Annotated in this window: 24 protein-coding genes; 15 read left to right on the top strand and 9 right to left on the bottom strand. The window is 44.5% G+C overall.

Annotated features, from left to right (window positions below; genetic code table 11):
- Window positions 1-3: 3 nt before the first annotated feature.
- From thrB to MHN30_RS00880, 12 genes are all read left to right on the top strand, one after another.
- Window positions 4-942 (top strand): homoserine kinase, encoded by a 939-nt coding sequence (gene thrB / locus MHN30_RS00825; protein ID WP_239357002.1) that lies wholly within the window; start codon window positions 4-6, stop codon window positions 940-942.
- The gene (gene thrC / locus MHN30_RS00830) at window positions 942-2,225 is read left to right on the top strand and encodes a threonine synthase (protein WP_239357006.1); all 1,284 of its coding nucleotides are present in this window, start codon (window positions 942-944) and stop codon (window positions 2,223-2,225) included. The genes thrB and thrC overlap by 1 nt, the downstream gene beginning before the upstream one ends.
- A 257-nt stretch (window positions 2,226-2,482) precedes the next feature.
- A complete protein-coding gene (glyA, locus tag MHN30_RS00835; RefSeq protein WP_010372111.1) occupies window positions 2,483-3,739 on the top strand; it encodes a serine hydroxymethyltransferase in 1,257 nt (418 codons plus the stop codon).
- An 85-nt stretch (window positions 3,740-3,824) separates the two neighbouring features.
- A complete protein-coding gene (gene nrdR / locus MHN30_RS00840) occupies window positions 3,825-4,274 on the top strand; it encodes a transcriptional regulator NrdR (RefSeq protein ID WP_010372109.1) in 450 nt (149 codons plus the stop codon).
- Entirely contained in the window at window positions 4,271-5,383 is a 1,113-nt protein-coding gene (ribD, locus tag MHN30_RS00845; protein WP_239357018.1) for a bifunctional diaminohydroxyphosphoribosylaminopyrimidine deaminase/5-amino-6-(5-phosphoribosylamino)uracil reductase RibD, read from the top strand. The genes nrdR and ribD overlap by 4 nt, the downstream gene beginning before the upstream one ends.
- Before the next feature lies 1 nt (window position 5,384).
- Window positions 5,385-6,041, top strand: a complete 657-nt coding sequence (locus tag MHN30_RS00850; RefSeq protein WP_010372102.1) for a riboflavin synthase — start codon at window positions 5,385-5,387, stop codon at window positions 6,039-6,041.
- A 28-nt stretch (window positions 6,042-6,069) separates the two neighbouring features.
- Window positions 6,070-7,182, top strand: coding sequence for a bifunctional 3,4-dihydroxy-2-butanone-4-phosphate synthase/GTP cyclohydrolase II (ribBA, locus tag MHN30_RS00855; protein WP_069022948.1), 1,113 nt, complete (start codon window positions 6,070-6,072; stop codon window positions 7,180-7,182).
- A 116-nt stretch (window positions 7,183-7,298) separates the two neighbouring features.
- Window positions 7,299-7,763, top strand: coding sequence for a 6,7-dimethyl-8-ribityllumazine synthase (gene ribE, locus MHN30_RS00860; RefSeq protein WP_010372096.1), 465 nt, complete (start codon window positions 7,299-7,301; stop codon window positions 7,761-7,763).
- A gap of 11 nt (window positions 7,764-7,774) precedes the next feature.
- On the top strand, window positions 7,775-8,185 hold the full coding sequence (gene nusB, locus MHN30_RS00865; protein ID WP_010372094.1) for a transcription antitermination factor NusB: 411 nt from the start codon (window positions 7,775-7,777) through the stop codon (window positions 8,183-8,185).
- A gap of 43 nt (window positions 8,186-8,228) precedes the next feature.
- Window positions 8,229-9,191, top strand: a complete 963-nt coding sequence (gene thiL, locus MHN30_RS00870) for a thiamine-phosphate kinase (protein ID WP_239357030.1) — start codon at window positions 8,229-8,231, stop codon at window positions 9,189-9,191.
- An 8-nt stretch (window positions 9,192-9,199) separates the two neighbouring features.
- Window positions 9,200-9,682, top strand: a complete 483-nt coding sequence (locus MHN30_RS00875; RefSeq protein ID WP_010606135.1) for a phosphatidylglycerophosphatase A — start codon at window positions 9,200-9,202, stop codon at window positions 9,680-9,682.
- Between the two features lie 24 nt (window positions 9,683-9,706).
- The gene (locus tag MHN30_RS00880) at window positions 9,707-12,787 is read left to right on the top strand and encodes a ligand-binding sensor domain-containing diguanylate cyclase (protein WP_239357039.1); all 3,081 of its coding nucleotides are present in this window, start codon (window positions 9,707-9,709) and stop codon (window positions 12,785-12,787) included.
- Window positions 12,788-12,886: 99 nt separating this feature from the next.
- Here MHN30_RS00880 and dxs read toward each other — a convergent pair whose 3' ends face one another.
- From dxs to xseB, 3 genes are all read right to left on the bottom strand, one after another.
- Window positions 12,887-14,758: a 1-deoxy-D-xylulose-5-phosphate synthase gene (gene dxs / locus MHN30_RS00885; protein ID WP_045988938.1), complete on the bottom strand. Its 1,872-nt coding sequence runs from the start codon at window positions 14,756-14,758 to the stop codon at window positions 12,887-12,889.
- Window positions 14,759-14,924: 166 nt separating this feature from the next.
- Entirely contained in the window at window positions 14,925-15,824 is a 900-nt protein-coding gene (ispA, locus tag MHN30_RS00890) for a (2E,6E)-farnesyl diphosphate synthase (protein WP_239357050.1), read from the bottom strand.
- The gene (xseB, locus tag MHN30_RS00895; RefSeq protein ID WP_010372081.1) at window positions 15,824-16,063 is read right to left on the bottom strand and encodes an exodeoxyribonuclease VII small subunit; all 240 of its coding nucleotides are present in this window, start codon (window positions 16,061-16,063) and stop codon (window positions 15,824-15,826) included. The genes ispA and xseB overlap by 1 nt, the downstream gene beginning before the upstream one ends.
- Window positions 16,064-16,297: 234 nt before the next feature.
- On the opposite strand from xseB, the gene pomA reads away from it, so the two are divergent.
- The 3 genes from pomA to MHN30_RS00910 all read left to right on the top strand — a co-directional run bounded on the left by pomA (window position 16,298) and on the right by MHN30_RS00910 (window position 18,688).
- The gene (pomA, locus tag MHN30_RS00900; protein ID WP_069022938.1) at window positions 16,298-17,065 is read left to right on the top strand and encodes a flagellar motor protein PomA; all 768 of its coding nucleotides are present in this window, start codon (window positions 16,298-16,300) and stop codon (window positions 17,063-17,065) included.
- A 2-nt stretch (window positions 17,066-17,067) separates the two neighbouring features.
- Window positions 17,068-17,997 (top strand): flagellar motor protein MotB, encoded by a 930-nt coding sequence (locus tag MHN30_RS00905; RefSeq protein WP_069022936.1) that lies wholly within the window; start codon window positions 17,068-17,070, stop codon window positions 17,995-17,997.
- Window positions 17,998-18,166: 169 nt separating this feature from the next.
- Window positions 18,167-18,688, top strand: a complete 522-nt coding sequence (locus tag MHN30_RS00910; protein ID WP_130125885.1) for a hypothetical protein — start codon at window positions 18,167-18,169, stop codon at window positions 18,686-18,688.
- A 60-nt stretch (window positions 18,689-18,748) separates the two neighbouring features.
- On the opposite strand, the gene MHN30_RS00915 is transcribed toward MHN30_RS00910, so the two are convergent.
- The 6 genes from MHN30_RS00915 to MHN30_RS00940 all read right to left on the bottom strand — a co-directional run bounded on the left by MHN30_RS00915 (window position 18,749) and on the right by MHN30_RS00940 (window position 24,739).
- Window positions 18,749-19,951 carry an aromatic amino acid transport family protein gene (locus MHN30_RS00915; RefSeq protein ID WP_188249488.1) on the bottom strand — a complete coding sequence of 401 codons (1,203 nt, stop codon included), beginning with the start codon at window positions 19,949-19,951 and terminating at the stop codon, window positions 18,749-18,751.
- 253 nt (window positions 19,952-20,204) lie between these two features.
- Window positions 20,205-21,281 (bottom strand): tetratricopeptide repeat protein, encoded by a 1,077-nt coding sequence (locus MHN30_RS00920; RefSeq protein WP_239357061.1) that lies wholly within the window; start codon window positions 21,279-21,281, stop codon window positions 20,205-20,207.
- Window positions 21,282-21,497: 216 nt separating this feature from the next.
- Window positions 21,498-22,463: a lipoyl synthase gene (gene lipA, locus MHN30_RS00925; RefSeq protein WP_239357075.1), complete on the bottom strand. Its 966-nt coding sequence runs from the start codon at window positions 22,461-22,463 to the stop codon at window positions 21,498-21,500.
- On the bottom strand, window positions 22,460-23,113 hold the full coding sequence (lipB, locus tag MHN30_RS00930) for a lipoyl(octanoyl) transferase LipB (protein ID WP_239357100.1): 654 nt from the start codon (window positions 23,111-23,113) through the stop codon (window positions 22,460-22,462). Before lipB ends, lipA begins: the two co-directional genes overlap by 4 nt.
- 19 nt (window positions 23,114-23,132) lie before the next feature.
- A complete protein-coding gene (ybeD, locus tag MHN30_RS00935; RefSeq protein WP_010606146.1) occupies window positions 23,133-23,411 on the bottom strand; it encodes a DUF493 family protein YbeD in 279 nt (92 codons plus the stop codon).
- A 164-nt stretch (window positions 23,412-23,575) separates the two neighbouring features.
- Window positions 23,576-24,739 carry a serine hydrolase gene (locus MHN30_RS00940; RefSeq protein ID WP_039493684.1) on the bottom strand — a complete coding sequence of 388 codons (1,164 nt, stop codon included), beginning with the start codon at window positions 24,737-24,739 and terminating at the stop codon, window positions 23,576-23,578.
- Window positions 24,740-24,754 lie beyond the last annotated feature (15 nt).

A 24,754-nucleotide genomic window follows, 5' to 3' on the forward strand; every position in this document is an offset into this window, starting at 1 on the left:
GTTATGAAGACATTTTATGCACCAGCGTCAATGGGCAATTTTTGTGTTGGCTTTGACGCCCTTGGCGCCGCACTCCAGCCTATTGATGGCAGTTTATTGGGTGATCAGATCAGTGTTGAAGCCGCAGAGCGTGATACGTTCAATTGTATTGGTCCATATGCTGAAAAGCTCTCCGCCGATCCTAAAGACAACTTGGCGTTTCAGTGTTTACAGCACTTCAAACAGTATGTAGCTCCCAGCATGCCTGCGGTTGCCATGACCTTGTATAAGGGCCTCCCTGTTGGTTCAGGTCTAGGCTCTAGCGCCTGCTCTGTGGTTGCCGCTTTTGCTGCACTCAATGATTTTGCCAATACGCAATTAAGCCAAGAGGCGCTCATTGAATTGATGGCCGACTTTGAAGCAAAAGTCAGTGGTGGTCGTCACTACGACAACATCACGCCATGCTACCTTGGTGGACTACAACTGACTGCGGACTGCATTCCAAGCAAAGCAATCAGCGTTGCGCATGATGAAAGCTGGTTTTATGTTATTGCATATCCTGGCTTTGCATTGAATACAGCGAAAGCAAGACAAGCACTACCGCAGCAATTTTCTTTGCATCATACGGTGGAATTTGCCCAGCGACTGTCGGGCTTTTGTTTATTGATGCAGTCAGGTCAATTTGATAAAGCACTGTCGATGATGAAAGACAGTATTGCCGAGGAAGCGAGAGCGCCACTCATTGCTGGCTTTAGTGAGGCAAAAGACGCGCTACCAGCTTTAGGTGCCGAGCTGGTGAGTATTTCAGGGGCTGGGCCTACGCTATTTAGCATTTGTAAGTCTGAGCAACAGGCAAATGCAGTGCAGCAATGGTTGCAACAAAATTACATTAATGAAGCTGGTTTTAGCCATATTTGCCGATTAGATACGCTTGGCACAAGAGAATTAAAGGATCAAAAGTAATGAAATTAGTGAATTTAAAAGACGAACATCAGGTTGTTTCATTTGTTGAAGCGGTAAAAATCGGTTTAGGTCGTAACCAAGGGGTATTTTTCCCTCCTACATTTGAGCGTATTGCGGATGTTGATGCACTACTTGAATTACCTCTTGCTGAGCGTAGTGCCAAGGTACTACATCACCTTATTGGCGATGAACTACCACGAGATACGCTCGATGCGATGGTAAAACGCGCCTTTAATTTCCCAGCTAAGTTAGTCGAAGTTGCTAAAAATCAGCATTGTTTAGAGCTTTTTCATGGACCAACACTGGCGTTTAAGGACTTTGGCGGCCGCTTTATGGCGGAATGCATTAGCATGTTTAATCAAGGTGAGCGCGTGACTATCCTCACCGCAACAAGTGGTGACACGGGCGCCGCCGTTGCCCATGCATTTTACGAAAAAGAAAATGTCGATGTGGTGATCCTTTATCCTCATGGCAAAATTTCGCTTGCCCAACAAAAGCTGTTTACAACACTTGGGAAAAACATTCATTGTTATGCTGTAGATGGCAGCTTTGATGACTGCCAAGCGATGGTAAAGTCTGCATTCCTTGATGACGAAGTAAAGCAAAAGCTTGGTCTTAATTCGGCAAACTCCATCAACATCAGTCGTTTAGTGGCACAAGTGTGTTATTACTTTGAAGCGCTAGCGCAATTACCTAAATCGCAGCGTGATAAAGTACATGTTTCAGTGCCAAGTGGTAACTTCGGCAACGTCTGTGCAGCAATGATTGCGGCGGCGATTGGATTACCTATTGCTAAGTTAAGTGCCACGACAAACCAAAATGATACTGTGCCCCGTTACATTGCCTCGGGTGAGTGGCAACCAAACGACACTTTAGAGTCACTCTCTAATGCGATGGACGTGAGTAAACCTAATAACTGGCCTCGTGTTGAAATCATGTTAGAAAGAGGGGATTTTAACAAACATGACTTTTATTCACGTTCGGTGTCAGAAGCGCGGACTCAGGCGGTAATGCAAGAATTACATGACAAAGGTTACTTGGCTGAGCCGCACACTGCGATAGCCTACGAGGGATTAGCGCTGGACTCTCAAGCGGATGAAACCGGAATTTTCCTTGCCACTGCGCATCCTGCGAAATTTAAAGAATCTGTAGAAGGTGTTTTAAATCAGCAGCTTGATATGCCTAAACCGTTGAACGATGCATTGCAAAAACCATGTTTGGCAGAGCCGCTTAGTGCAGATTATGATGCTTTGAAGGCGGCAATGTTAGCAAAACTCAACTAAATCAGAGAACCTGTCTGAGTGGGTAGAACGTCCACTCAGATAAGGTCAATTTCAAGACTATATTAGCTTTTCAAATGCAACTTGGGTTGTCTTATTTAAAATATTAATGTTTAAATAAAAAAATATCATCGCGATAGGGGTGTGAAATAAATTCAATCCCTGCTTAAATATGCCCATGCTGATTTCATAGGCAAACTGGTTATCTTGTGATGCTAGATTGTCTTTAAAAATACCCTTACGTTTACCTAGGAGAAACCATGTTAGAACGTAACATGAATATTGCAGATTTTGACCCAGAACTATTTGCAGCGATTGAAGCAGAAACTTCACGTCAAGAAGAGCACATCGAGCTTATCGCTTCTGAGAACTACTGTAGCCCACGTGTACTTGAAGCGCAGGGTTCTCAGCTAACAAACAAGTATGCTGAAGGTTACCCAGGTAAGCGTTACTACGGCGGTTGTGAGCACGTAGACGTGGTTGAGCAACTTGCGATTGACCGCGCCAATGCGCTATTTGGTTCGACTTACGCAAACGTTCAGCCTCACGCAGGCTCACAAGCAAACGCGGCGGTATTCCAAGCGTTACTTCAGCCACATGACACTGTGCTAGGTATGAGCCTTGCTCACGGTGGTCACTTAACGCACGGTTCACACGTAAACTTCTCTGGTAAAACGTACAATGCTATCCAGTACGGTCTAAACGAAGAAACTGGCGAAATCGATTACGCGCAAGTTGAAGCGTTAGCACTTGAACACAAGCCAAAAATGATCATCGGTGGTTTCTCTGCGTACTCAGGGATCGTTGACTGGGCGAAGTTCCGCGAAATCGCTGATAAAGTAGGCGCTTACCTACTTGTTGATATGGCGCACGTTGCAGGTCTAGTTGCCGCTGGTATTTATCCAAGCCCAGTGCCTCATGCACACGTTGTAACAACAACAACGCACAAAACGCTAGCGGGTCCTCGTGGTGGTCTTATCATCTCTGCTTGTGATGATGAAGAAATCTACAAAAAGCTAAACTCTGCCGTATTCCCTGGTGGCCAAGGTGGTCCTCTATGTCACGTTATCGCTGCGAAGGCGGTTGCGTTCAAAGAAGCACTACAGCCAGAGTTCAAGTCATACCAAGAGCAAGTGGTTAAAAATGCACAAGCTATGGTTGCGGTACTTCAGGAGCGTGGTTATAAAGTGGTTTCTGGCAAAACTGAAAACCACCTGTTCCTACTTGACCTGATTGATAAAGACATCACAGGTAAAGATGCAGATGCAGCGCTTGGCCGTGCAAATATCACAGTAAACAAAAACTCCGTACCAAACGATCCACGTTCACCGTTCGTTACTTCTGGTCTGCGTATCGGTTCTCCTGCAATCACTCGTCGTGGCTTCAAAGAAGCTGAGTCGAAAGAGCTTGCTGGCTGGATCTGTGACGTACTAGACAACATCAATGATGAGTCTGTACAGGCACAAGTGAAAGAAAAAGTAAAAGCAATTTGCGCTAAATTACCTGTTTACGCATAATTTCGCTCACAAAAAAGCAGTTTTTTGTTATGATTAAGGCCGCATTCAAGCGGCCTTTTTTGTTTTTGAGTCAACGAGAGCGTCTATGCATTGTCCATTCTGTACAGCCAAAGATACCAAAGTGATAGATTCACGTTTGGTTGCTTCCGGCCACCAAGTCCGTCGCCGTCGTGAGTGTATTTTATGCCACGAACGCTTTACTACCTTCGAGGGCGCAGAGCTCTTAATGCCGCGCGTGATAAAGCAAGATGGTACCAGAGAGCCTTTCAATGAAGATAAGCTACTCAATGGCATGCACCGAGCGCTGGAAAAGCGCCCAGTCAGCACAGAACAAATAGAAGAAGTAGTACACCAGATTAAATCTCAAATTCGTGGTACGGGTGAACGCGAAGTACCAAGCGACATGATTGGCGAATGTATTATGGAAGCCCTCAAAAAGCTCGATAAAGTGGCTTATGTGCGATTTGCTTCAGTATATCGCTCTTTTGAAGATATTCGTGAGTTTGGTGAAGAAATTGCGAGGTTGGGGGATTGAGCCAGTTCACAGCGCAAGACCATGATTACATGAGCCGCGCCATCACGCTTGCAAAGCGCGGTAAATACACCACAACACCTAATCCAAACGTCGGCTGTGTGATCGTAAAAGACGGTGAAATCGTCGGCGAAGGCGCGCACTTAAAAGCAGGTGAAGGCCATGCTGAAGTGCATGCGCTTAAGCAAGCTGGAGCTAAAGCCGCTGGTGCAACTGCCTATGTAACGCTTGAGCCGTGTAGTCACTATGGCAGAACGCCGCCGTGTGCTAAAGGTCTGATTGACGCAGGCGTCAGCAGAGTGGTTGCAGCCATGGTTGATCCCAACCCACAAGTTGCAGGGCGTGGATTGGCAATGTTAGAGGCCGCGGGAATTGCAACGGCTTTTGGTTTGTTAGAGCCACAAGCAAGGGCACTGAATACCGGATTCTTGAAGCGAATGGAGCATGGATTGCCATTCGTGACTTGTAAGCTTGCCGCTTCTCTTGATGGTAAAACCGCACTAAACAATGGCCAGAGCAAGTGGATTACCTCAGCGGAAGCGCGCTTAGACGTACAGCGCCACCGCGCGCAGAGCTGTGTGGTCTTGACCGGAGCGGATACGGTTATGGTAGACAACGCCAGACTCAATGTTCGTGAGGAGTTTTTGCAAGACACCGATTATCCTCAATCTGAGCTACGCCAGCCGATACGTGCGATTATTGACTCACAAAATCGTCTGACACCAGATCTTGCGCTATTTAAAATTACATCTCCGGTGATTATTTTTCGCCGTACTATTGATAATTCAGCGCAATGGCCTCATTTCGTAGAGCAAATTGTCGTGCCTGAAATCAACGGTAAGCTCGACCTAAAAGCCGTGCTCAACAAGCTGGCTGAAAAGCACTGTAATTATGTTTGGCTAGAAGCCGGTGCCACCCTTGCGGGGGTAATGCATGAACAAGGGCTAATCGATGAATATATCGTCTATTTGGCACCGAAAATAATTGGCGCTGGAAAAGGGCTGTTTAACACCACGCCACTGAGTGCCATGTCGCAAATACCAGAGTTAGTGTTTGGCGACGTTTGCCAAGTGGGGCCTGATCTCAAACTTATCGCGACTAAAGAGAAGTAAAATGTTTACAGGTATTATCGAAGCAACAGGAACATTAACTCAATTGCAGCTCAAGGGCGGCGATTTAATTGTTCGTGTGACCACGACATCTCTTGATATGAGCGATGTAAACTTGGGTGATAGTATTGCCACTAACGGGGTTTGCCTGACCGTAACTGAGAAGTTTCATGATGGCTTCAAAGCCGATGTTTCTAACGAAACCTTAAGTTTGACGCGTTTTGCCGAGTACCAACAAGGCCAAAAGGTAAATCTTGAAAAGGCACTGCAGCCGATTTCACGTCTAGGCGGTCATTTGGTGTCAGGCCATGTGGATGGTATTGCTGAAGTGGTTGAGATAACCGCTAATGCCAGAGCGACTGACTATTGGTTAGCCGCGCCGTCATCGCTAATGAAGTATATTCCGTATAAAGGTTCGGTTGCCATTGATGGTATCAGTTTGACGGTCAATGCCGTGGAACAAAATCGCTTTAAACTGACCATAGTGCCACACACGGCGCAAGAAACGACGATTGCAGGTTTTCAAGTCGGGTCAAAACTAAACCTAGAGGTTGACCAAATCGCCCGCTACCTCGAAAGACTAATTCAGGGTGAGCCAAGCGCTGCCAGCGAGTCCACTCTCACAACCAGTCTATTGGCGAAAGCTGGCTTTATAAAGTAGCCACAGACAAAGTAAAAATGGGAAAACTATGAGTTTAAATAGTGCTGAGGAAATCATCGCGGACATTAAAGCCGGTAAAATGGTTATTTTGATGGACGATGAAGACCGAGAAAATGAAGGTGATCTGATCATTGCAGCAGAGCACATTACACCAGATGCAATTAATTTCATGGCAACATATGGTCGCGGGTTAATCTGTTTGACCATGACACAGGAGCGCTGTGAGCAGCTGAACTTGCCACTAATGGTGAAAACCAATGGCGCTCAGTTCTCTACCAACTTTACTTTGTCTATTGAAGCTGCAAAAGGCGTAACGACGGGGATTTCAGCGGCAGATCGTGCTCGTACAGTGCAAGCTGCAGTTGCCAAAGGTGCGGTGCCTGAAGATATTGTACAACCTGGTCATATCTTCCCAATCATGGCGCAACCAGGCGGCGTTTTAACGCGTGCAGGCCATACTGAAGCTGGATGTGATTTAGCACGTTTGGCGGGATTGGAACCTGCATCTGTGATTGTTGAAATTCTAAATCCAGACGGCACTATGGCACGTCGCCCACAACTAGAAGTATTCGCAAAAGAACACGATATTAAAATCGGCACCATTGCTGATTTAATTGAGTATCGTAATTTAAACGAAACCACTATCGAAAAAGTAGCAGAGTGTAGACTGCCTACTGAGTTTGGTGAGTTTAATCTAGTGACGTACAAAGACACCATTGATAATCAACTTCACTATGCGATGGTAAAAGGCGAGATAAAATCGGAAGAAGCCAATTTAGTACGTGTGCATCTGCAAAGCACGTTTAACGATATTCTTCATTCAGATCGCAGCGCGGATAGAAGCTGGACACTGCAAAGTGCCATGAAGCACATCGCCGACAACGAAGGTGTATTAGTCATTCTTGGTAAGCAAGAACGCAGCGAAGAGATGGAAGCGCTGGTTAAGGCATTTGCTGCGGAAGATGCGGGTGAACAGGTGAACTACCGTAAATTCCAAGGTACTTCGCGCACCGTAGGTGTGGGGTCGCAAATTTTGGCTGATTTAGGCATTCAGAAAATGCGCCTAATGAGTCTACCGAAAAAATATCATGCACTGTCTGGTTTCCACTTAGAAGTGGTTGAATACGTCGAACCAAAATAATTCCAAAATGCCAAATTGATCGCAATCGCCTATATTCAGATAGTAGGCGATTGCCACATTACTGTGCTATCATGCGCCTCAATTTGGCAATTGCTCATACAGATTAGGAACATCTAATGAAAGTAATCGAAGGTAATAAATACGCTCCTGGCAAAAAATTTGCCATTGTCATTTCACGTTTTAACGATTTTATCGGTAGCAGCTTACTTGAAGGCGCTGTAGATGAATTAAAACGTACCGGTGGTGTTAGCGATGAAGACATCACGGTTGTATATGTACCGGGAGCGGTTGAACTACCACTAGCAGCAAAACGCGTTGCGATGAAAAAAGAGCACGACGCGATTATTGCGCTAGGTGTGATTATTCGTGGTGGTACGCCACACTTCGATTTAGTTGCTAACGAGTCTAACAAAGGCTTAGCTAGCGTTTCATTAGATTATGACATCCCTGTTGCTTTTGGTGTACTTACTACTGAAAGCATTGAGCAAGCTATCGAGCGCGCGGGCACTAAAATGGGCAACAAAGGGGGAGAAGCCGCCCTTGGAGCTCTAGAAATGGTGAACGTGCTAGAGCAAATTTAAGAGGAATCTCAGTGAAACCAGCAGCTAGACGCAAAGCACGTGTACTTGCTTTACAAGCTATTTATTCTTGGCAGCTAAGTGGTAACCCAATTGCCGATATCGAACAGCAAATGCTGATCGAAAACGACGTAACGAAAGTCGATGTAGAATACTTCAAAGACTTAGCACGTGGTGTTGTTGTTAACCAAAAGCAGCTAGACGAAGCAATTCGTCCGCATTTAGCTCGTCCACTTGAAGAATTGGATATGGTTGAGCTTGCCGTGTTACGTGTTAGTGCTTATGAGCTTAAATTCCGTGAAGATGTGCCATACAAAGTGGCTATCAACGAAGGTATTGAGTTAGCGAAAATGTTTGGCGCTGAAGAAAGCCACAAATTCGTTAACGGTGTACTGGACAAAGCGGTTAAGTTTATTCGCAAATAAGCTTTACTATAGGAATAGCCGGCCTTGGCCGGCTTTTTTGTGTATGAAAGAATTTGAGCTAATCAATCACTATTTTAAAGGTCGTGGCATTATTCGCCGAGATGTAGAGCTTGGGATCGGTGATGACTGCGCCTTAGTTTCAGTTCCTGCTGGCAATCAGCTTGCGGTAACAACGGATACGCTAGTTGCGGGTGTGCACTTTTTTGAAGATATTCCACCACGGGCGCTTGGCCATCGTGTGATTGCGGTAAACCTTAGCGACTTAGCTGCTATGGGCGCTGAACCTACTTGGGTGTCACTTGGTTTAACCATACCCAACGCTGACTTAGAGTGGTTAGAGGCCTTCACCGAAGGCATGCATGAAATCGCCGAGTACTATAACGTACAAGTAATAGGTGGCGATACAACGCAAGGTCCATTGACTATCACTGTATGTGCAAAAGGTATTGTACCAACTGGTAAAGCACTCAAGCGCTCAGGAGCGCGAGTGGGTGATTGGATTTATGTAACAGGTCCACTTGGTGACGCAGGGCTTGCTATTGAAGCGCGAAAGCAGGGCTGGACGCTTGAGCCAAAACATTACAAAGCGGCGCTTGAAAAGTTTCACTACCCAGCGCCACGGGTTGCAGCTGGTCAAGTGCTTAGAGGGCTTGCTACCTCAGCAATCGATATCTCAGACGGTCTACTCGCGGATCTTAAGCATATTTTACGTAGCTCGTTAGTTGGCGCTAAGATAAATGCCGATAAAGTCCCACAGTCTGATGCGCTGCGCTCAAGTCTTGATGAAGATGCACGCATGAGGCTCGCGCTCGGTTTTGGTGATGACTACGAATTACTCTTCACTGTCAATGATAATAACAAAAATGCCGTGGAAACCAGATTGAAGCAATATGGTGTTGAGCCAGTTTGCATTGGCCAAATTACGGCTAATAATGGCGAAATTCAATTGCTCAAAAAAGGTCAACCTTACCAGCTCTCAGGGCTTGGTTTTGAGCATTTTAGCTAGGAGTTGGTTTGGCTAAGCAGTATGTATTTAATTTAAAGAAGCCGCATCAATTCTTTGCACTCGGGTTTGGTCTTGGTTTAGCGAAAAAAGCACCTGGTACTTTTGGCACCTTCGCCGCATTACCGTTTATTTTTGCAACCCAGGGCGCACCAATTTGGCTGCAATGTCTGGTTGCGATTGTCATGACATTATTTGGGATTTGGGTGTGTGGTAAAACAGCGGACGATGTTAATGTTCATGACCATCCAGCCATTGTCTGGGATGAAGTGGCAGGCTTTTATATTACCATGATAGGGGCGGCACTTAGCTGGCAGTCATTAATCGTTGGCTTTATTTTGTTTCGCTTTTTCGATATTTTGAAACCGGGTCCGATAAGATGGCTCGATAAACGTTTGCACGGTGGCTCGGGGATTATGCTAGATGATGTATTAGCTGGCATTTTTTCATTGATTTGCGTGCAAGCTTTGTTTAAAACTGGCATTTTAGTCTAACTGTGCTGATGTGATGGAATCGAGATGACAAGGCTATTGTTTTTCATTTTCACTTTGCTGCTACCAATTACGAGTTTTGCGGCGATAGATGATTACGTAGTTAAACAGTGGAATATCCAAAGTGGATTACCGTCACAAAGCGTTAAGAGTGTTGTTCAAGACAATCAGGGCTACATTTGGCTCGGAACTCAGTTTGGCTTAAGTCGGTTTGATGGTCATCAATTCCAAAACTTCAATACCCAAAATACCGAATTTTTAAATAGCAATGCCATTAATAAATTGGTGGTGGATCGATTTGGCATGCTCTGGGTTGGCACGCGTCGAGGATTGTTAAGACTCAATCCCCAAACCTTAGAAGCTCGACGCTTCGATCTGCAGGGGCCTGTACGGGATATCTTGCAAGATGAAGATGGCGGGATCTGGATTGCTGCGAATGGTCTGTATTATGTTTCTGCGAAAAAGCTGACGTTAGCGGCCAATAACATCGAACAAAGTACGTTAGACGTTACCCAAATCAATCAAATTGTAGGTTCAGTGACTAAAATGGCGCTGGTGCCAGATGGCATTTGGTTGGTAAATGAACGTCACTTACTTAAAATCAGCGAATCAAACAATCGCACTGGCGATGGGGTTCGGCTTGAATTGGCAAGCAAAGTGTCATTACCTGAGCAGTTAGCGCAAACCATCATACATGACTTAGCTTGGGTCGATGGTAAGTTGTTCTTAGCATCAGAGCTGGGCGCCTATTTTCTGGATATAGATGAAGTACTACGTCGTTACCAAGAAGTGGGTAACAATGCGGTATATAAGTTTCTTAACGATAAAGAAGGTGGCCTGTGGGTTTCCACTTATGGGCGATTGTTATACCGACAAAATAATGGTATTTGGCAAGCTGTTGAGCCCATTCAACTAGATCAGAGCATCTGGTTTGCCGATATTTTTATGGATAACGATAATAATATCTGGCTCGCTAGTTTAAATGAGGGACTTTGGCTAGCTCACTCAGGTAAGGTTGAGCGTCATCATATCGGCCAGCGGACAAATCAAGCTATTTCAGCAATCACTCAAGGCCCCAATGGCCAATTGTGGGTAGCTAGCAGAGAAGGTCTTGGTATTATCGGGTTAAATGATAGTTATCAACCCGTGCTCACAAGTGCTCAGTTAAATCGCTCTGTAATACACGACTTAGAATTTATCGGTGAAAAGCTCATTCTTGGTACTGACCGTGGCGCGCTTATCTATGAAGATGGCACACTGCAAAAGTTAAGTGAGCGTGAGCTCAGGCAAAATCCGGTATTTTCTCTCAGCCCTTCAAATCGTGGGGGGATGTGGTTTGGTACTGGCAGGGGCTTGTATCGTCTTGATTACAAGGGGATAACGCCGTTCGCCTATAATGCCTTTCTCGGTAGCCAATTCGTCACTTTTGTTGAAGACTTCCCTAGATACGGCTTCATTGGTACAAATAAAGGGGCTTATCGTTACAATGATAAGGGGATCGAAAAAATTGGTTCTCAAACGTCATTGGATACCGCTTATATCACCAGTATTTTGCATTTGGATACCGTGACGACTTTAGTTGGTTCTCTCAACGATGGGCTATTCTATCGTACCTCAGATGGTGATTGGTACCAGCTTGATGCTTCAAATGGATTGCCTTACGGATCGATATTTTCGCTGCATTATGACAAGAGCAATCAGCTCATCTGGGTGAGCACAATGAAAGGGGTATATCGCATGCCCGTTGCGCAATTCGGTCACGTTATAGAGAGTTTGCAAGTTGAACAAGTAATAAGCCCATTCGATAGGCAGCTTGATGGCAGACCAAGCCAATGTTGTTCAGGACTTGGGCATGATGCCGTGGTTGAAACCGAGTCAGCTATTTTTTACCCCAGCTTACAAGGCGTTGTTGAAATCCCTAAAAATGTCCAGCTTTTTGGTGGTGGGGATTTATTGCCAAGGCTAGAGTCATTGTCTACCCACGATAGAGTATTTAGTACAGAATCATTAAATCAAGTGATCCAGCTTGATACATCTGAGCGTGATTTAACCATTAATTATACTGCAATCGATTTTTACGCGCCGCATAGCATTGAATTTAGATACAAGCTAGAAGGGCACGATACGCAATGGCGTGATGCTCAGTCACGCCGCGAAGCAATTTATACCAATTTACCACCTGGCAACTTCACCTTTGTTTTAGAAGTTAAGCGCCAAGGGCAAGATTGGGAGCAGGCGAAGGTGCTTAACTTATCTATTACGTTACCGCGCCGTTTCGATGAGACGATTTACTTTAGGCTGTTTATCACTTGTGCGTTTATCTTTATGTTCTATCTCATTTTCTGGGTATTTAGAGCACAAGAAAGAAGGAAGCAAGCCGCGCTAGAAGCGTTGATAGCAGAGCGTACGACAGAGCTCAGAAAAGCCAACGAAAAGCTTAATCAAGTCAATACTCAGCTTAAACTTGTAAGTCACTCAGATGAATTGACGGGGCTACGTAGTCGTCGCTTCCTCTTTGATCAGTTACCAAAAGATGTAGAGCATTATCAGCGCAATGCACAGTCATTACAGGCTCAAAATAAGAGTTTGGTATTGATGATCATGAACATTGATGATTTTAGCAAAATTAATGATTCTTATGGTCCAATTGGCGGTGATAGTTGTTTGCAGCAATTAGCGACGTTACTCAATACACGAACACAAGGTTCTGATTATGTTGTCCGTTGGAGCGGTGATGAATTCCTATTACTACTACGTGACTTTAGCAGAGACTATATCGAAGAGTATGTCAGCGACTTATGTAAGGCGATTGCTGAAACGGATTACCGCTTACCGAACGGTAAAACGACTAAATTGACGGTGTCGATGGGGTGGTCTTATTATCCATTGCCACTACTAGGCGGTAAGGTCATTGGTTGGGAATCATCTGTGAACCTAGCTGATATCGCATTACATCAGGTCAAACAACGTGGCGGTGATGGTGCTGCGACAATCATCTTTGACGATCAATTGGATGCATTCGAATTTGAGCAAAGCGCGAACATAGAGTCTCAGCTACAACTTTTGCAAAGCAATGGACTTGCGGAAGTAAGAGTGTGGATGAGGTAAAGCTCATCACTAGCTCTTAAACTGTCAACGTATTGCAGGACGAGAGGCAGAGCATAAAAAAGGCTTCCAAATGGAAGCCTTTTTTAGAACAGCTCAAAGTCAAGACTGTGGATTTAGCCAAGTCTTAATTTGCTGACTTATTCCTTCGCTGCTTAAACCCAGTTCGGCATGGATCTCGGTTTGTGAACCATGCTTAATAAACTCATCAGGTAGGCCGAGTAGTTTGATTGGCTTTAGATGGCCTTGGGCTAATAGATATTCGCTCACAGCTGAACCTGCACCACCAGCAATAGCGTTGTCCTCAAGTGTTACAAAGCGCTCGTGAGTTACCACTAACTCTTCGATAAGTGCGGTATCTAAAGGTTTTACAAAGCGCATATCAACTAGTGTCGCATTTAGCTCTGCGGCAACGGCTTGAGCGTTTTCAAGCAATGTACCAAAGCTTAAAATAGCCAGCTTTTCACCTTTTCTTACTACCTTGCCCTTACCAATTTCCAGCTCGCTCATTTCTGTACTAATCTCTGTGCTTCCCGCACTGCCCCTAGGGTATCTTACCGCAGCTGGCTTATCTAGGCGGTGACCAGTATAGAGCATTTGACGACATTCATTGAGGTCGCTTGGTGCCATGATCACCATATTAGGAATGCAGCGCAAAAAGCTTAGATCATAAGCCCCTTGGTGCGTTTCACCATCGGCACCAACGACACCTGCGCGGTCAATAGCAAAAAGTACTGGCAGATTTTGTAGTGCAACATCATGAATTAATTGGTCATAAGCACGTTGTAAAAAGCTTGAATAAATAGCAACAATAGGATTCAAGCCCTCACAGGCAAAGCCTGCACCAAGCGTAACAGCATGTTGCTCCGCAATTGCAACGTCAAAATACTGGGCTGGGTACTCTTTAGAGAAACGCACCATGCCAGAGCCTTCACGCATTGCAGGTGTTATAGCCATCAGCTTATTATCTTGTGCGGCCATATCACAGAGCCAGTCACCAAATACTTTTGAAAAGGTCGGTGCGCTGGGTTTTGATTTGGGTAAGCTGTGCACGGTTGGATCAAACTTTGGTACGCCATGGTAGCCAATAGGATCCGCCTCTGCAGGCTTATAACCTTTCCCTTTTTGCGTTTTAACATGCAATAACTGTGGCCCCTTAAGGTTACGCATATTGCGCAGCGTATCAACTAGGGTGCCAACATCATGTCCATCGATTGGGCCAATATAGTTAAAGCCAAGCTCTTCAAAGAAAGTACCTGGGATTATCATCCCTTTTAAGTGTTCTTCCATTCTGCCAGCAAGTTCTTTAACTGGCGGTACACCAGCTAACAGCTTTTTACTGCCTTCACGAATATTAGTATAGAAGCTACCAGATAGGATCTTAGCGAAATGGTTTGTAAGTGCGCCAACGTTTTCTGAGATAGACATTTCGTTGTCGTTCAAGATCACGAGCATGTCCGGATTAACATCCCCCGCGTGGTTCATGGCTTCAAACGCCATACCAGCAGTCATTGCGCCATCACCAATAATAGCAACAGTTTTACGGCCAATTGCTTCTCTTTCAGCGGCAATAGCCATTGCAAGCGCTGCAGAAATCGAGGTGCTTGAGTGACCAACACTAAAGGTATCGTATTCACTTTCCTCTCGATATGGGAAAGGGTGAAGCCCATCTTTCTGGCGAATAGTATGCATCTGGTCACGGCGGCCAGTTAGGATCTTATGGGGATAAGCCTGATGACCTACGTCCCACACCAATCTATCCTGTGGTGTGTTGTAGACGTAATGCAATGCAACGGTCAATTCAACCGTGCCAAGACCTGAAGCTAAGTGACCGCTGCTTTGAGAGACTGAGTTTAGCAAATACTCTCGTAATTCATCACTTAACACAGATAACTTATGCTGGGGTAATTGACGAAGTTGACTTGGGTCGTCAATTAACGCGAGTAAAGGATACTTGCTACTATCAAGTTTCATGGTATTTATCAGAGTCCTAGTGAGTCTTTGCTGAGTATTTACCCGCGCAGCTCACTTCATAATTATTAAAATTCGTCACCAACTGGTCATAATATTATGTTAGCCAGTATTTACAAAGTACTTGTGAATATTTTCTTAGCTTGGCGTAGTTAATTTATACGTCAGCTTAATATTCTCGATCTATGATGTATTTTGCTAAATCTGCAAGTATTTCTGTGTCACCATCTATTTTCGTAAGCGCATCTAGTGCTTCATTTATCAACTGTTCGGCTTTTTCTTTTGCTTGCTCTAAGCCTAACAGTGCAGGGTAGGTAGACTTATTATGTTCTATGTCAGAGCCTTGTGGCTTACCAAGCACTGCCGTGTCACCTTCTACATCAAGAATGTCATCTCTGACTTGGAATGCAAGGCCTATTGCACGACCATAAGTGCGTATTGCACTACAGGCTTGCTCGGTAACTTGCTCTGGGTTGCCGCATAAGATCCCAAGCTCTACAGCACAGCTTAGCAGTGCACCTGTTTTTAGCTTATGAATACGTTCAAGTTCGTCTATGGAAATTGAACGATTAGTAGCAGCTATATCAAGTGCTTGGCCACCAACCATGCCTTGTAGACCCGATGCTTTAGCTAGCGCGGAAATCATTTTTATTTGCGCATGGTGGCTTACTGCGAATTGATGCTCACTTAACAGCTCAAACGCCAGAGTTTGTAAGGCATCGCCAGCTAAGATAGCTGTCGCTTCATCGAATTGAATATGGCAGGTTGGACGGCCGCGCCTAAGTTCATCATCATCCATCGCGGGTAAATCATCGTGTACCAACGAATAGCTATGCACGCATTCTATTGCTGCAGAGGCCTTGTCTAAGTCTTCTGGAGCCGCACCAAACAATTCACCAGTGCAGTACACCAAGAATGGTCGCAAGCGTTTACCACCATTTTCTATACTGTAGCGCGTTGCGGCTTTGATATTTTCTTCTGTATCAAGCACATTATCAAAATAGTGTAAAACGGTGGTTTCTACACGAGTCTTAGCAGACAGGAGTTTTTCTTGTAATTTTGCTGACATTAGGCTTCGTTTTCAAATGGCTGTAATTGCGCTTGCTCATCTTCGCCCATTAAAATAGCGACCTGCTGCTCAGCTTGCTGAAGTTTTTGGTTTGAAGCTTTTGCGAGCTTTATCCCACGCTCAAATTGTTTAAGTGCTTGATCCAGAGGTAAGCTACCATTTTCCATGTCTGCAACGATTTGTTCTAATTCTTGCATGGCCTCTTCAAAGCTCAAGTTATCAGGTTTTTTTACCGCCATATGTCACACTGACCCGTAAAGTAAAAGTGTGGCAATTTTAGGGGGATTGCGCGCCAAGGTCAAAAAAACCAGAGACTTTTTGATCTGACGGAGTATCGGCATTACAAGATCTGCTATAAACTCGCATTTTAAACACTTTTTAATATAATAGTGTTAAGTTGTAGAGAAACTTGCCGATAACTCAAACAATAATAACTGCGTGATTTATCACAAATAACTTCCCCCGGAGGACATGTGGATTTAGCAACGGTAATAGGGATCCTGGGTGCCATAGGTTTGATTGTAATGTCGATGGTACTAAGTAGTGATGGCCAGATCGCTATGTTCTATAACACGCCTTCCGTCGTTATCGTATTTGGTGGTTCAATTTTTATCGTATTGTCTAACTTTACGCTTGGACAATTTTTCGGCATTGGTAAAGTGGCCGGGAAGGCCTTCATGTTTAAGATTGAAACCCCTGAAGAGCTGATTGAAAAAGCCGTTGAGCTTGCTGATTCTGCGCGTAAAGGTGGTTTCTTAGCGTTAGAAGAAGCTGAAATTCCCAACCAATTTATGCGTAAAGGCGTTGATATGTTAGTCGATGGCCATGACGCTGATGTTGTGCGCGCCACACTGCAAAAAGATATTGCTTTAACGTCCTCAAGACACCAGTTAGGCGCCGGTTTATTTAAATCCCTCGCTGATATAGCGCCTGCGATGGGTATGATCGGAACACTCATCGGCCTAGTTGCTATGTTGTCTAACATGGACGACCCAAAAGCAATCGGGCCTGCCATGGCTGTTGCACTTTTAACAACTTTGTATGGTGCGTTCTTAGCTAACGTGGTTGCGATCCCAATTCAGGTTAAGCTTGAGCTTCGTAAAGATGAAGAAGAGCGAAATCAGCGGCTCATCTTAGATGCTATTTTAGGTATTCAAGATGGCCAAAACCCGAAAGTCATTGAAGGCATCTTGAAAAATTATTTGCCTGAGTCTAAACGTGGCGCTGAGGCTGAGGAATAACCATGTCAGATGAGAATGAATGTAAATGTCCTCCCCCAGGTCTTCCCGCCTGGATGGGGACATTTGCTGATCTGATGTCATTACTGATGTGCTTCTTTGTACTGTTACTGGCATTTTCTGAAATGGACGTGCTGAAGTTTAAGCAAATTGCCGGGTCGATGAAGTTTGCTTTTGGTGTGCAAAACAAAATTGAAGTAAAGGATATCCCAAAAGGTACCAGTGTTATCGCGATGGAATTTACTCCTGGTAAGCCAGAACCAACACCAATTGAAACTATCCAACAACAAACCGTAGAAATGACGCAACAGATGCTTGAATTTCAGGCTGGTGATGAATCGTCTGCGGGTGGTCGGCAAGAGCAGCGGGGCAATAAGCGTGGTGGTGAGTCAGCCAGTACAGCTCAAGAAATGGCGTCAACGCAAGCAATCGCATCCGCAGATCAAGAACAAGTTAATGAGCTTGTTAAAAAGATTGCGCAGCAGCTAGAAAAGCAAATAATGGATGGTGCGATTGAGCTTGAGTCTCTAGGGCAGCAAATCATTATTCGTATCCAAGAGAATGGTTCTTTCCCCGCAGGTAGTGCGTTTTTACAACCTAAATTTGAACCAGTGATTGCCGAAATTGCAGAGCTACTCAAAGATGTACCCGGTGAAATTACTGTCTCGGGTCACACAGACGATTTTAGAGTCACTAACGAACTTTACTCCAATAACTGGGATTTATCGGCGACGAGAGCGGTCGCTGTTGCGACTGTGATGGAGCGCGTTCGTGGTTTTGATAAGAACAGAATGGTCGTGGTTGGTCACGCAGACACCAGACCGCTTGTTCCCAATGACAGTGATGCTGATAGACGCCGCAATAGGCGTGTTGAAATCTCGATTTTACAGGGTAAACCTAAAGAGTCAGATCCTATTGAAGTGAGGCAAAATTAATTACAGTTTATTGCCAAATTACAGGGAATTCGCTAAAGTTCTAGCTGCTCTACAAACTCTCGATAAGGATAAAATGATGGACATTAAAAATTATAGATTACCAGGTGATAACGGCTCTGGCGGCGATGATGAAGCTGAAAAAAAGCCAAGTGTAACAAAGTAATTAATTATGTGGTCCGCGTGGGAGCCTGTTAGGCTCTTCTTTTTTGAGCATAGCGTTTGGGTATCTTTTATCGCGGTTATTTTATGTCTCGCAGTTCGTGATATAAAAGCGTTAAGATATGCAACTCTAATTGCGTTGTTTTATGTCTTGGGAATTCTGAATTCTGATTATATTAGGGCTGCTGATCCTGATAAAGTTTATCGGTATATCTATTGGGCCCTTTCAGACATTGTCTTCATGGCAATTATTGCTTACTGGGCTGTTAAAGATAAGATGTATCTATGGCAAAGTATTCTTGCCCAAATAATCATTATTCCAGCACCGCTATTACAGTTTTTTAGACTTGTCGACAGACATTTTATGGATCTGTCCTATTCAACTTACCTGTACCCTACAATTATTCCTATGGTTAATGTGGCTACTCTGTGTTTAGCATTTGTGCCAGTCTTTACCTTTTGGAAACTAATGCAAGATAGAAAAGAAGCGAGACTGGCTAGGGAAAATAGATTAGCAGAAACGACTAGTTAACCTAAACCTCGGATAATTAATGCCTTATCCAAGGTTCAGGTTAATTTGCAGTTGTTTTGCTTACCCTAAACTAGGAATAAGGCCAGCCATTTGCATTAGCTGAGAGGTGATGATCATCACACCAAAAATGGCGGCAAGTCCTAGTCCAAGCGTACCACCTTTAACCTGATATCCATCATTACCTCTAACTTTTCTCTGTTTCCATACCATAGCAACTGGTAGAAATACCGCTAACACCACGAGCGCAATTGCCGCATATCCCAGTGCCATGATAAAGCCCTTTGGATAAAAGAGGGCAAAGCCAAGCGGTGGTAAAAAGGTAATGAACGCCGTTTTTACACGGTCTTTCTTAGTATCTTGCTTTTTAAAGGCATCTGCAAAAAAGTCGAATAAGCCGAGACTAACACCTAAGAATGAAGTCGCGAGAGCAAGATCTGCAAAAACCGTCACAAATAATTGTACGTTGTCGTTGTGTGCGATAGACGAAATACTGGTGACAAAACCCGGCAGTCCCTCACTTGCCATTAAGCTCTCTTGACCCATAACACCTTGGCTTAGTAGTTGCCAAAATACATAGATGATAAGCGGGAGGGAAGCACCAAACATCATTACTTTACGTAATTGGCGGATATCTACGCCCACGTACTTAACGATTGATGGGATTGAGCCATGAAACCCAAATGAAGTGAAAATTACAGGAATTGCCGCAATAACAAGTCCTTGCTCCACTGGCATATCGATAAGATGTTGGCCATGAACATAGGGAGTCAGGATAAAAAACAAACTCGCGAGCACGATAACTTTAATGGTAAATAGTAACTGGTTAAGCTTGTCGACAGTACTTGTGCCTAATGTCACTATGGTTGCTATGATAACAGCAAGCAATACTGAACCGAGTTGGGGAGTGATCCCGTCACCTAGTACACTAACCAGTTTGCTTTGAAGTTGTGCACCACCTCCCGCGATGTAAGCTGCGCACAGTGCATAGAATAAAAATACCATAGAAAAGTTAGCGACATATTGGCCCGTTTTACCGAGCAAGTTTTTCGCCAGTGTATTTAGCGTTGCGTCTTGATCTGCGTATTGATGTACTTCCAACATAAGCAAAGCGGTATAGGTCATTAACAACCATGTGATTGCTAATAATGCGATAGCGGTAGAAAAGCCGAGTCCTGCTGATGCAATAGGGAGGGCGAGCATACCCGCGCCAATTGTAGTACCTGCTACAATCAGCATGCTGCCCAAAGTTTTATTCTTAAGCACGTTTTGCCCCTGATTATTATTATCTGGTGAGGCAAGATATAACGAATAGCGAGGAAATGAAACCGTTTTGCTGCTAATACCAATTCGCGTATAAAATTTATGCGTTAAAAACAAATAAGCCGCATATCAATATGCGGCTTATTCTACTCACTGGTATTTTCATCCAGTGAGTTTGTGCTTGTACCTTTAACTTTTATATAAAGTCTTCATCTCTCATGAAAATGCACCGTATCAAGCTAACTTACCTAAGAGTCTATTGCGCTCGTACTAAATTGTCAAACCAATCTTGACCTCTCGAACTGAGCGACTTTAGCACAATAAGGTCACTTTCACCGTCGGGCAGCTTCACTCTTAAATGCTCATCAAGCGCAATTGCACGTTCCAAATGGCTGCGGATTTCACCCAGCGTCCGGACCATACAATCTAGCTCCTCAGGTAAGCCTTCGCTAAAATCTATACGAGTCTGGTAACAGGCTATATTCCAATGCATACGAGCTCTGACGGACTCACTCATATCTGAGATGGAAAGTGCGCTTTCTAGCAGCTTGATGGCTTCTGCAAGCTTACCATCTCGGCTGAGTGCTCTGGCTTTTATGCCAATTGCTCTTGCATGGTTTGGATGAATGTTGGTAAGAATGTCATCACAAACCTTAATTGCTTCATCGTATTGTGTGTTTGCAATCAATTCCCTAGCGCGTTGGAGTGCGATTTCTACGGTATTCTTACGTGCTATTTCATACTCTTCTTTAACCTTTTGTTGGATGTCATTGAATTCATCTTCGCCAACGTAGCGCTTGTAGGCGCTAGAAACGAGTCCTACACCACCAAAACCGCTTAAAATAGAGAATGAAAAGATTTTAATCCAAGTCCAAAATGCTTTATCAGAACCGGTAATTGAGTCGTTTTCCCGCTTCAAGTTGTGCTCAACGACCACTTTGATGATACGGTTGATCTCAACGGCATTATCGTTATGCGCAGATGAAAACATCGCCACGGGAATGAGTATCTCGTCATTGTTTTGATGGTGGGAGTCGTGCTCCCCATTTTGATATGATTTAAATGCATACTTACTGACTGGGCTGAAGTCAGCAGCGCCCGCCATGGTGAGCACACCGATTGCCATAAATGCTGAGATCACACCGGCTAGAATGACACCGAATCCACCTAAGTCCCAATACTCTGGGGCGGCGCTATTCGCACTCTTAAACTTAGGTTTGCGAAACTTATATGACGACGTTGAGCGCATCGCTTGTAAGAGCCCGCCTAAGCTGCCTCCAAGTACCACAACGGCAATAAAAATAGCGTAAAAGCTGATTGGTCCGTATTCCATATTATTATTCTAAGTAACCTGAGCTGGGGATAATTAAAGCCTTGTTACCACTATAACTCTCTGGCTATACAAGGATGTAAATTAAGCGAATTTTGGCTATTTTACATTGAATTTACATGAATGCGTAGAGGGGAAGTCGGAAATTGTATGGGTATTGCTCCTACTGACGACTAGGAGCAATATCCGTGTTACTTGAACTTAAGTTCGTAGCAGAAGTTATTTTACTTCTTTACCGGCGGCTTGCTGATCTGCATGGTAGCTAGAGCGTACAAATGGTCCGCAAGCTGCGTGGCTAAAGCCTATTTCGTCGGCATACTCTTTTAGCCCATCAAACTCAACCGGTGGCACGTAGCGCTTGACTGGCAAGTGGTGCTTTGAAGGTTGCAGATATTGGCCTACGGTAAGCATATCTACGTTATGCTCACGCAAGTCTCTTAAGACTTCTTCAATTTCAGAGATTTCTTCGCCTAGTCCAACCATCAGGCCTGATTTAGTTCTTACTTCTGGATGTGCTTCTTTAAAGCGGCGTAGTAATTCGAGTGACCACTTATAATCGGCACCAGGACGCGCTAGCTTGTAAAGTCTCGGTGCAGTTTCAAGGTTGTGGTTGAATACATCTGGCGGTGTTTCACTCAAGATCTCAAGCGCTCTATCCATACGACCACGGAAATCAGGCACAAGAATTTCGATTGTAATACCTGGGTTGTGCTTACGGATCTCACGAATACAGTCAGCAAAGTGCTGCGCACCACCGTCGCGCAAATCGTCACGGTCAACAGAGGTAATAACAACGTAGCTTAACTTCATGTCTTTGATGGTAAGTGCAAGCTTTTCCGGCTCTTGGGCGTCAGGTTTTAGTGGACGACCGTGGGCCACATCGCAGAATGGACAGCGGCGAGTACAAATTGCACCTAATATCATAAAGGTTGCTGTACCGTGATTAAAACACTCAGAAAGGTTAGGGCAAGATGCTTCTTCACAAACAGAGTGTAAACCGTGCTTACGCATTGCTTGTTTAATGCCATCGATACGTTCACTTGATTTTGGCAAACGGATCTTTAACCACTCAGGCTTTCTCAGCATTTCTTCGCGTTCTGTTGGCATGATTTTAACTGGGATCAATGCCATTTTTTCAGCATCGCGGAGCTTTACCCCTGGCTCCATTTTGACTGGTTTACTCATACGTTTTCAAACCCTTCAGTGTATTCGACATGCTCAGCATTAATGCGTTTTAGCATGTGTTTTACCAGACCAGCCCCCGCATCAGCGACGGTTTGAGGTCCATTAATTTCGCTACTTTGCACCATATTCATGCCCGCATAACCACATGGGTTTATTCGTAAAAATGGACCAAGGTCCATATTGACGTTGAGTGCGAGTCCATGAAACGAGCAGCCACGGCGGACTCTAAGTCCAAGAGATGCTATCTTGCTATCGTTGACGTATACACCTGGTGCATCGGCTTTAGCATAAGCCTCTATCCCATATTCTTTTAGGGAGTCGATAATGCTTTCTTCTAGCCAAGTGACAAGTTCACGTACCCCTATTTTTAATCGTCGTAAGTTGAGCAGTACATAAAGCATTTGTTGCCCAGGACCGTGGTAGGTAACTTGACCGCCGCGATCCACTTTTACGACAGGAATATCACCCGGCGCCAAGACATGCTCTTCTTTACCGGCTTGACCCTGTGTAAAAACAGGCTCATGCTCCACCAGCCAGATTTCATCCGCTGTGTTGTCATCACGCTCATCGGTAAAAGATTGCATTTTGTGCCAAATTGGCTCGTAACTACAAAGGCCGAGTTGGCGCACAATTAACTTACGAGATTCCATAACTAGGGGTCCTTACCAACTACAGGATGTAACGGACGTCTTCGATGCCACCGATCTCGGTATAAATCTGCTCGATATGCTCTTTGCTGGTTACGGTAACGACAAGAGATACGGCTTCATAGGTGCCTTTGCTGCTGGGTTTAACCTTTGGTGCATAATCACCCGGTGCAATAACCTGCAGTTTGGCTAGGATCTGATCCGTCAAATTGACATTTGCTAGGCCCATAATCTTGAATGTAAATGGGCAAGGAAATTCTAAGTATTCATCAAACTTAGTATTTTTAACTGGTTTTACCACGACGGTATCCTCACAACGAACTACTTGCTGACGCCTTTATTTGGTCACTTAGCGGCTCTTTCAAGCCTTGAGTTGCCAAGGTCGTCATTTATTGGCCGCATTCTATCATTTTTGACGCAAAAAAAAACGCCTCATGATGAGGCGTTCACTTACATAAAATGGGGTTATTGCGAGATCTGTAAACGTAGGTAGTCGTAGATCTTGCTAAAGAATCCACCTTCTTGGATCTCTTCAAGCGTAACCAGTGGGTATTGTGCTACGTCTTCACCTTCAAGCTGTAGGAATAAAGTACCAACTTTAGTGCCTTTTGCTAGCGGCGCTTCGAGTGTCTTATCTAGCTCAAAGTTAGCCTTTAAGTTCTTGCTTTGACCACGTGGGATAGTAATTGGCGTGTCTTCCATAATGCCAAGCGATACGGTTTCTTTGTTACCCATCCATACACGCTGATCGGCAAAAGCGTCACCAGCTTGGTAAGGAGTAATGGTTTCAAAGAAACGGAAGCCGTAGTTAAGCAACTTTTTGCTTTCAACTTTACGTGCTCGCTCACTCTCTGTGCCCATGACTACTGCAACAAGACGCATATCATCTTTAATCGCTGAAGTAACAAGGCTGTAGCCGGCATCTGAAGTATGGCCGGTTTTAATGCCGTCCACTTCAAGGCTTGCATCCCAAAGTAGTGAGTTTCGGTTATATTGCTTTATGCCGTTGTATGAAAAAGACTTTTTCTTGTATAAAGCGTATTCGTCAGGTACATCACGAATAAGCGCGGCACCTAGGGTCGCCATGTCTCTTGGAGTGGTGTAATGCTCATCGGTGTCTAGGCCATGGCTATTGATAAAGTGACTATTCGTCATGCCTAGCTTTTCAGCATGTGCATTCATCAGATCTGCAAACGCACTTTCACTACCAGCAATGTGCTCGGCCATTGCAACACAAGCATCATTGCCTGATTGAATAATGATCCCGTGGTTTAAGTCATCAACACTGACCTGCTTACCCACTTCGATAAACATCACCGATGAACCAGGAAAATTCTTAGCCCACGCTTTTTCGCTAATGGTGACCTGATCAGATGGACTAATGTTACCTGCCGCGATTTCAGTACCAATAACATAACTGGTCATCATTTTGGTTAAACTTGCTGGCGCTAGCTTAGTATCGGCTTCACCTTCTGCAATCACCTTTCCAGTTGTGAAATCAACAAGGAAATAGCCTTTCGCATTAATCTGCGGCGGCGAAGGAATAATTTGTGCACTGGCACTCATAATAGAGAAAGTGCACACCAGTCCAAGGACTTTTTTAACGATTTTTGGTTTGATAGAAGTCATTATGCTCGCTTTTTT

Source organism: Pseudoalteromonas sp. OF7H-1 (assembly GCF_022347825.1).
GTDB lineage: Bacteria > Pseudomonadota > Gammaproteobacteria > Enterobacterales > Alteromonadaceae > Pseudoalteromonas > Pseudoalteromonas maricaloris.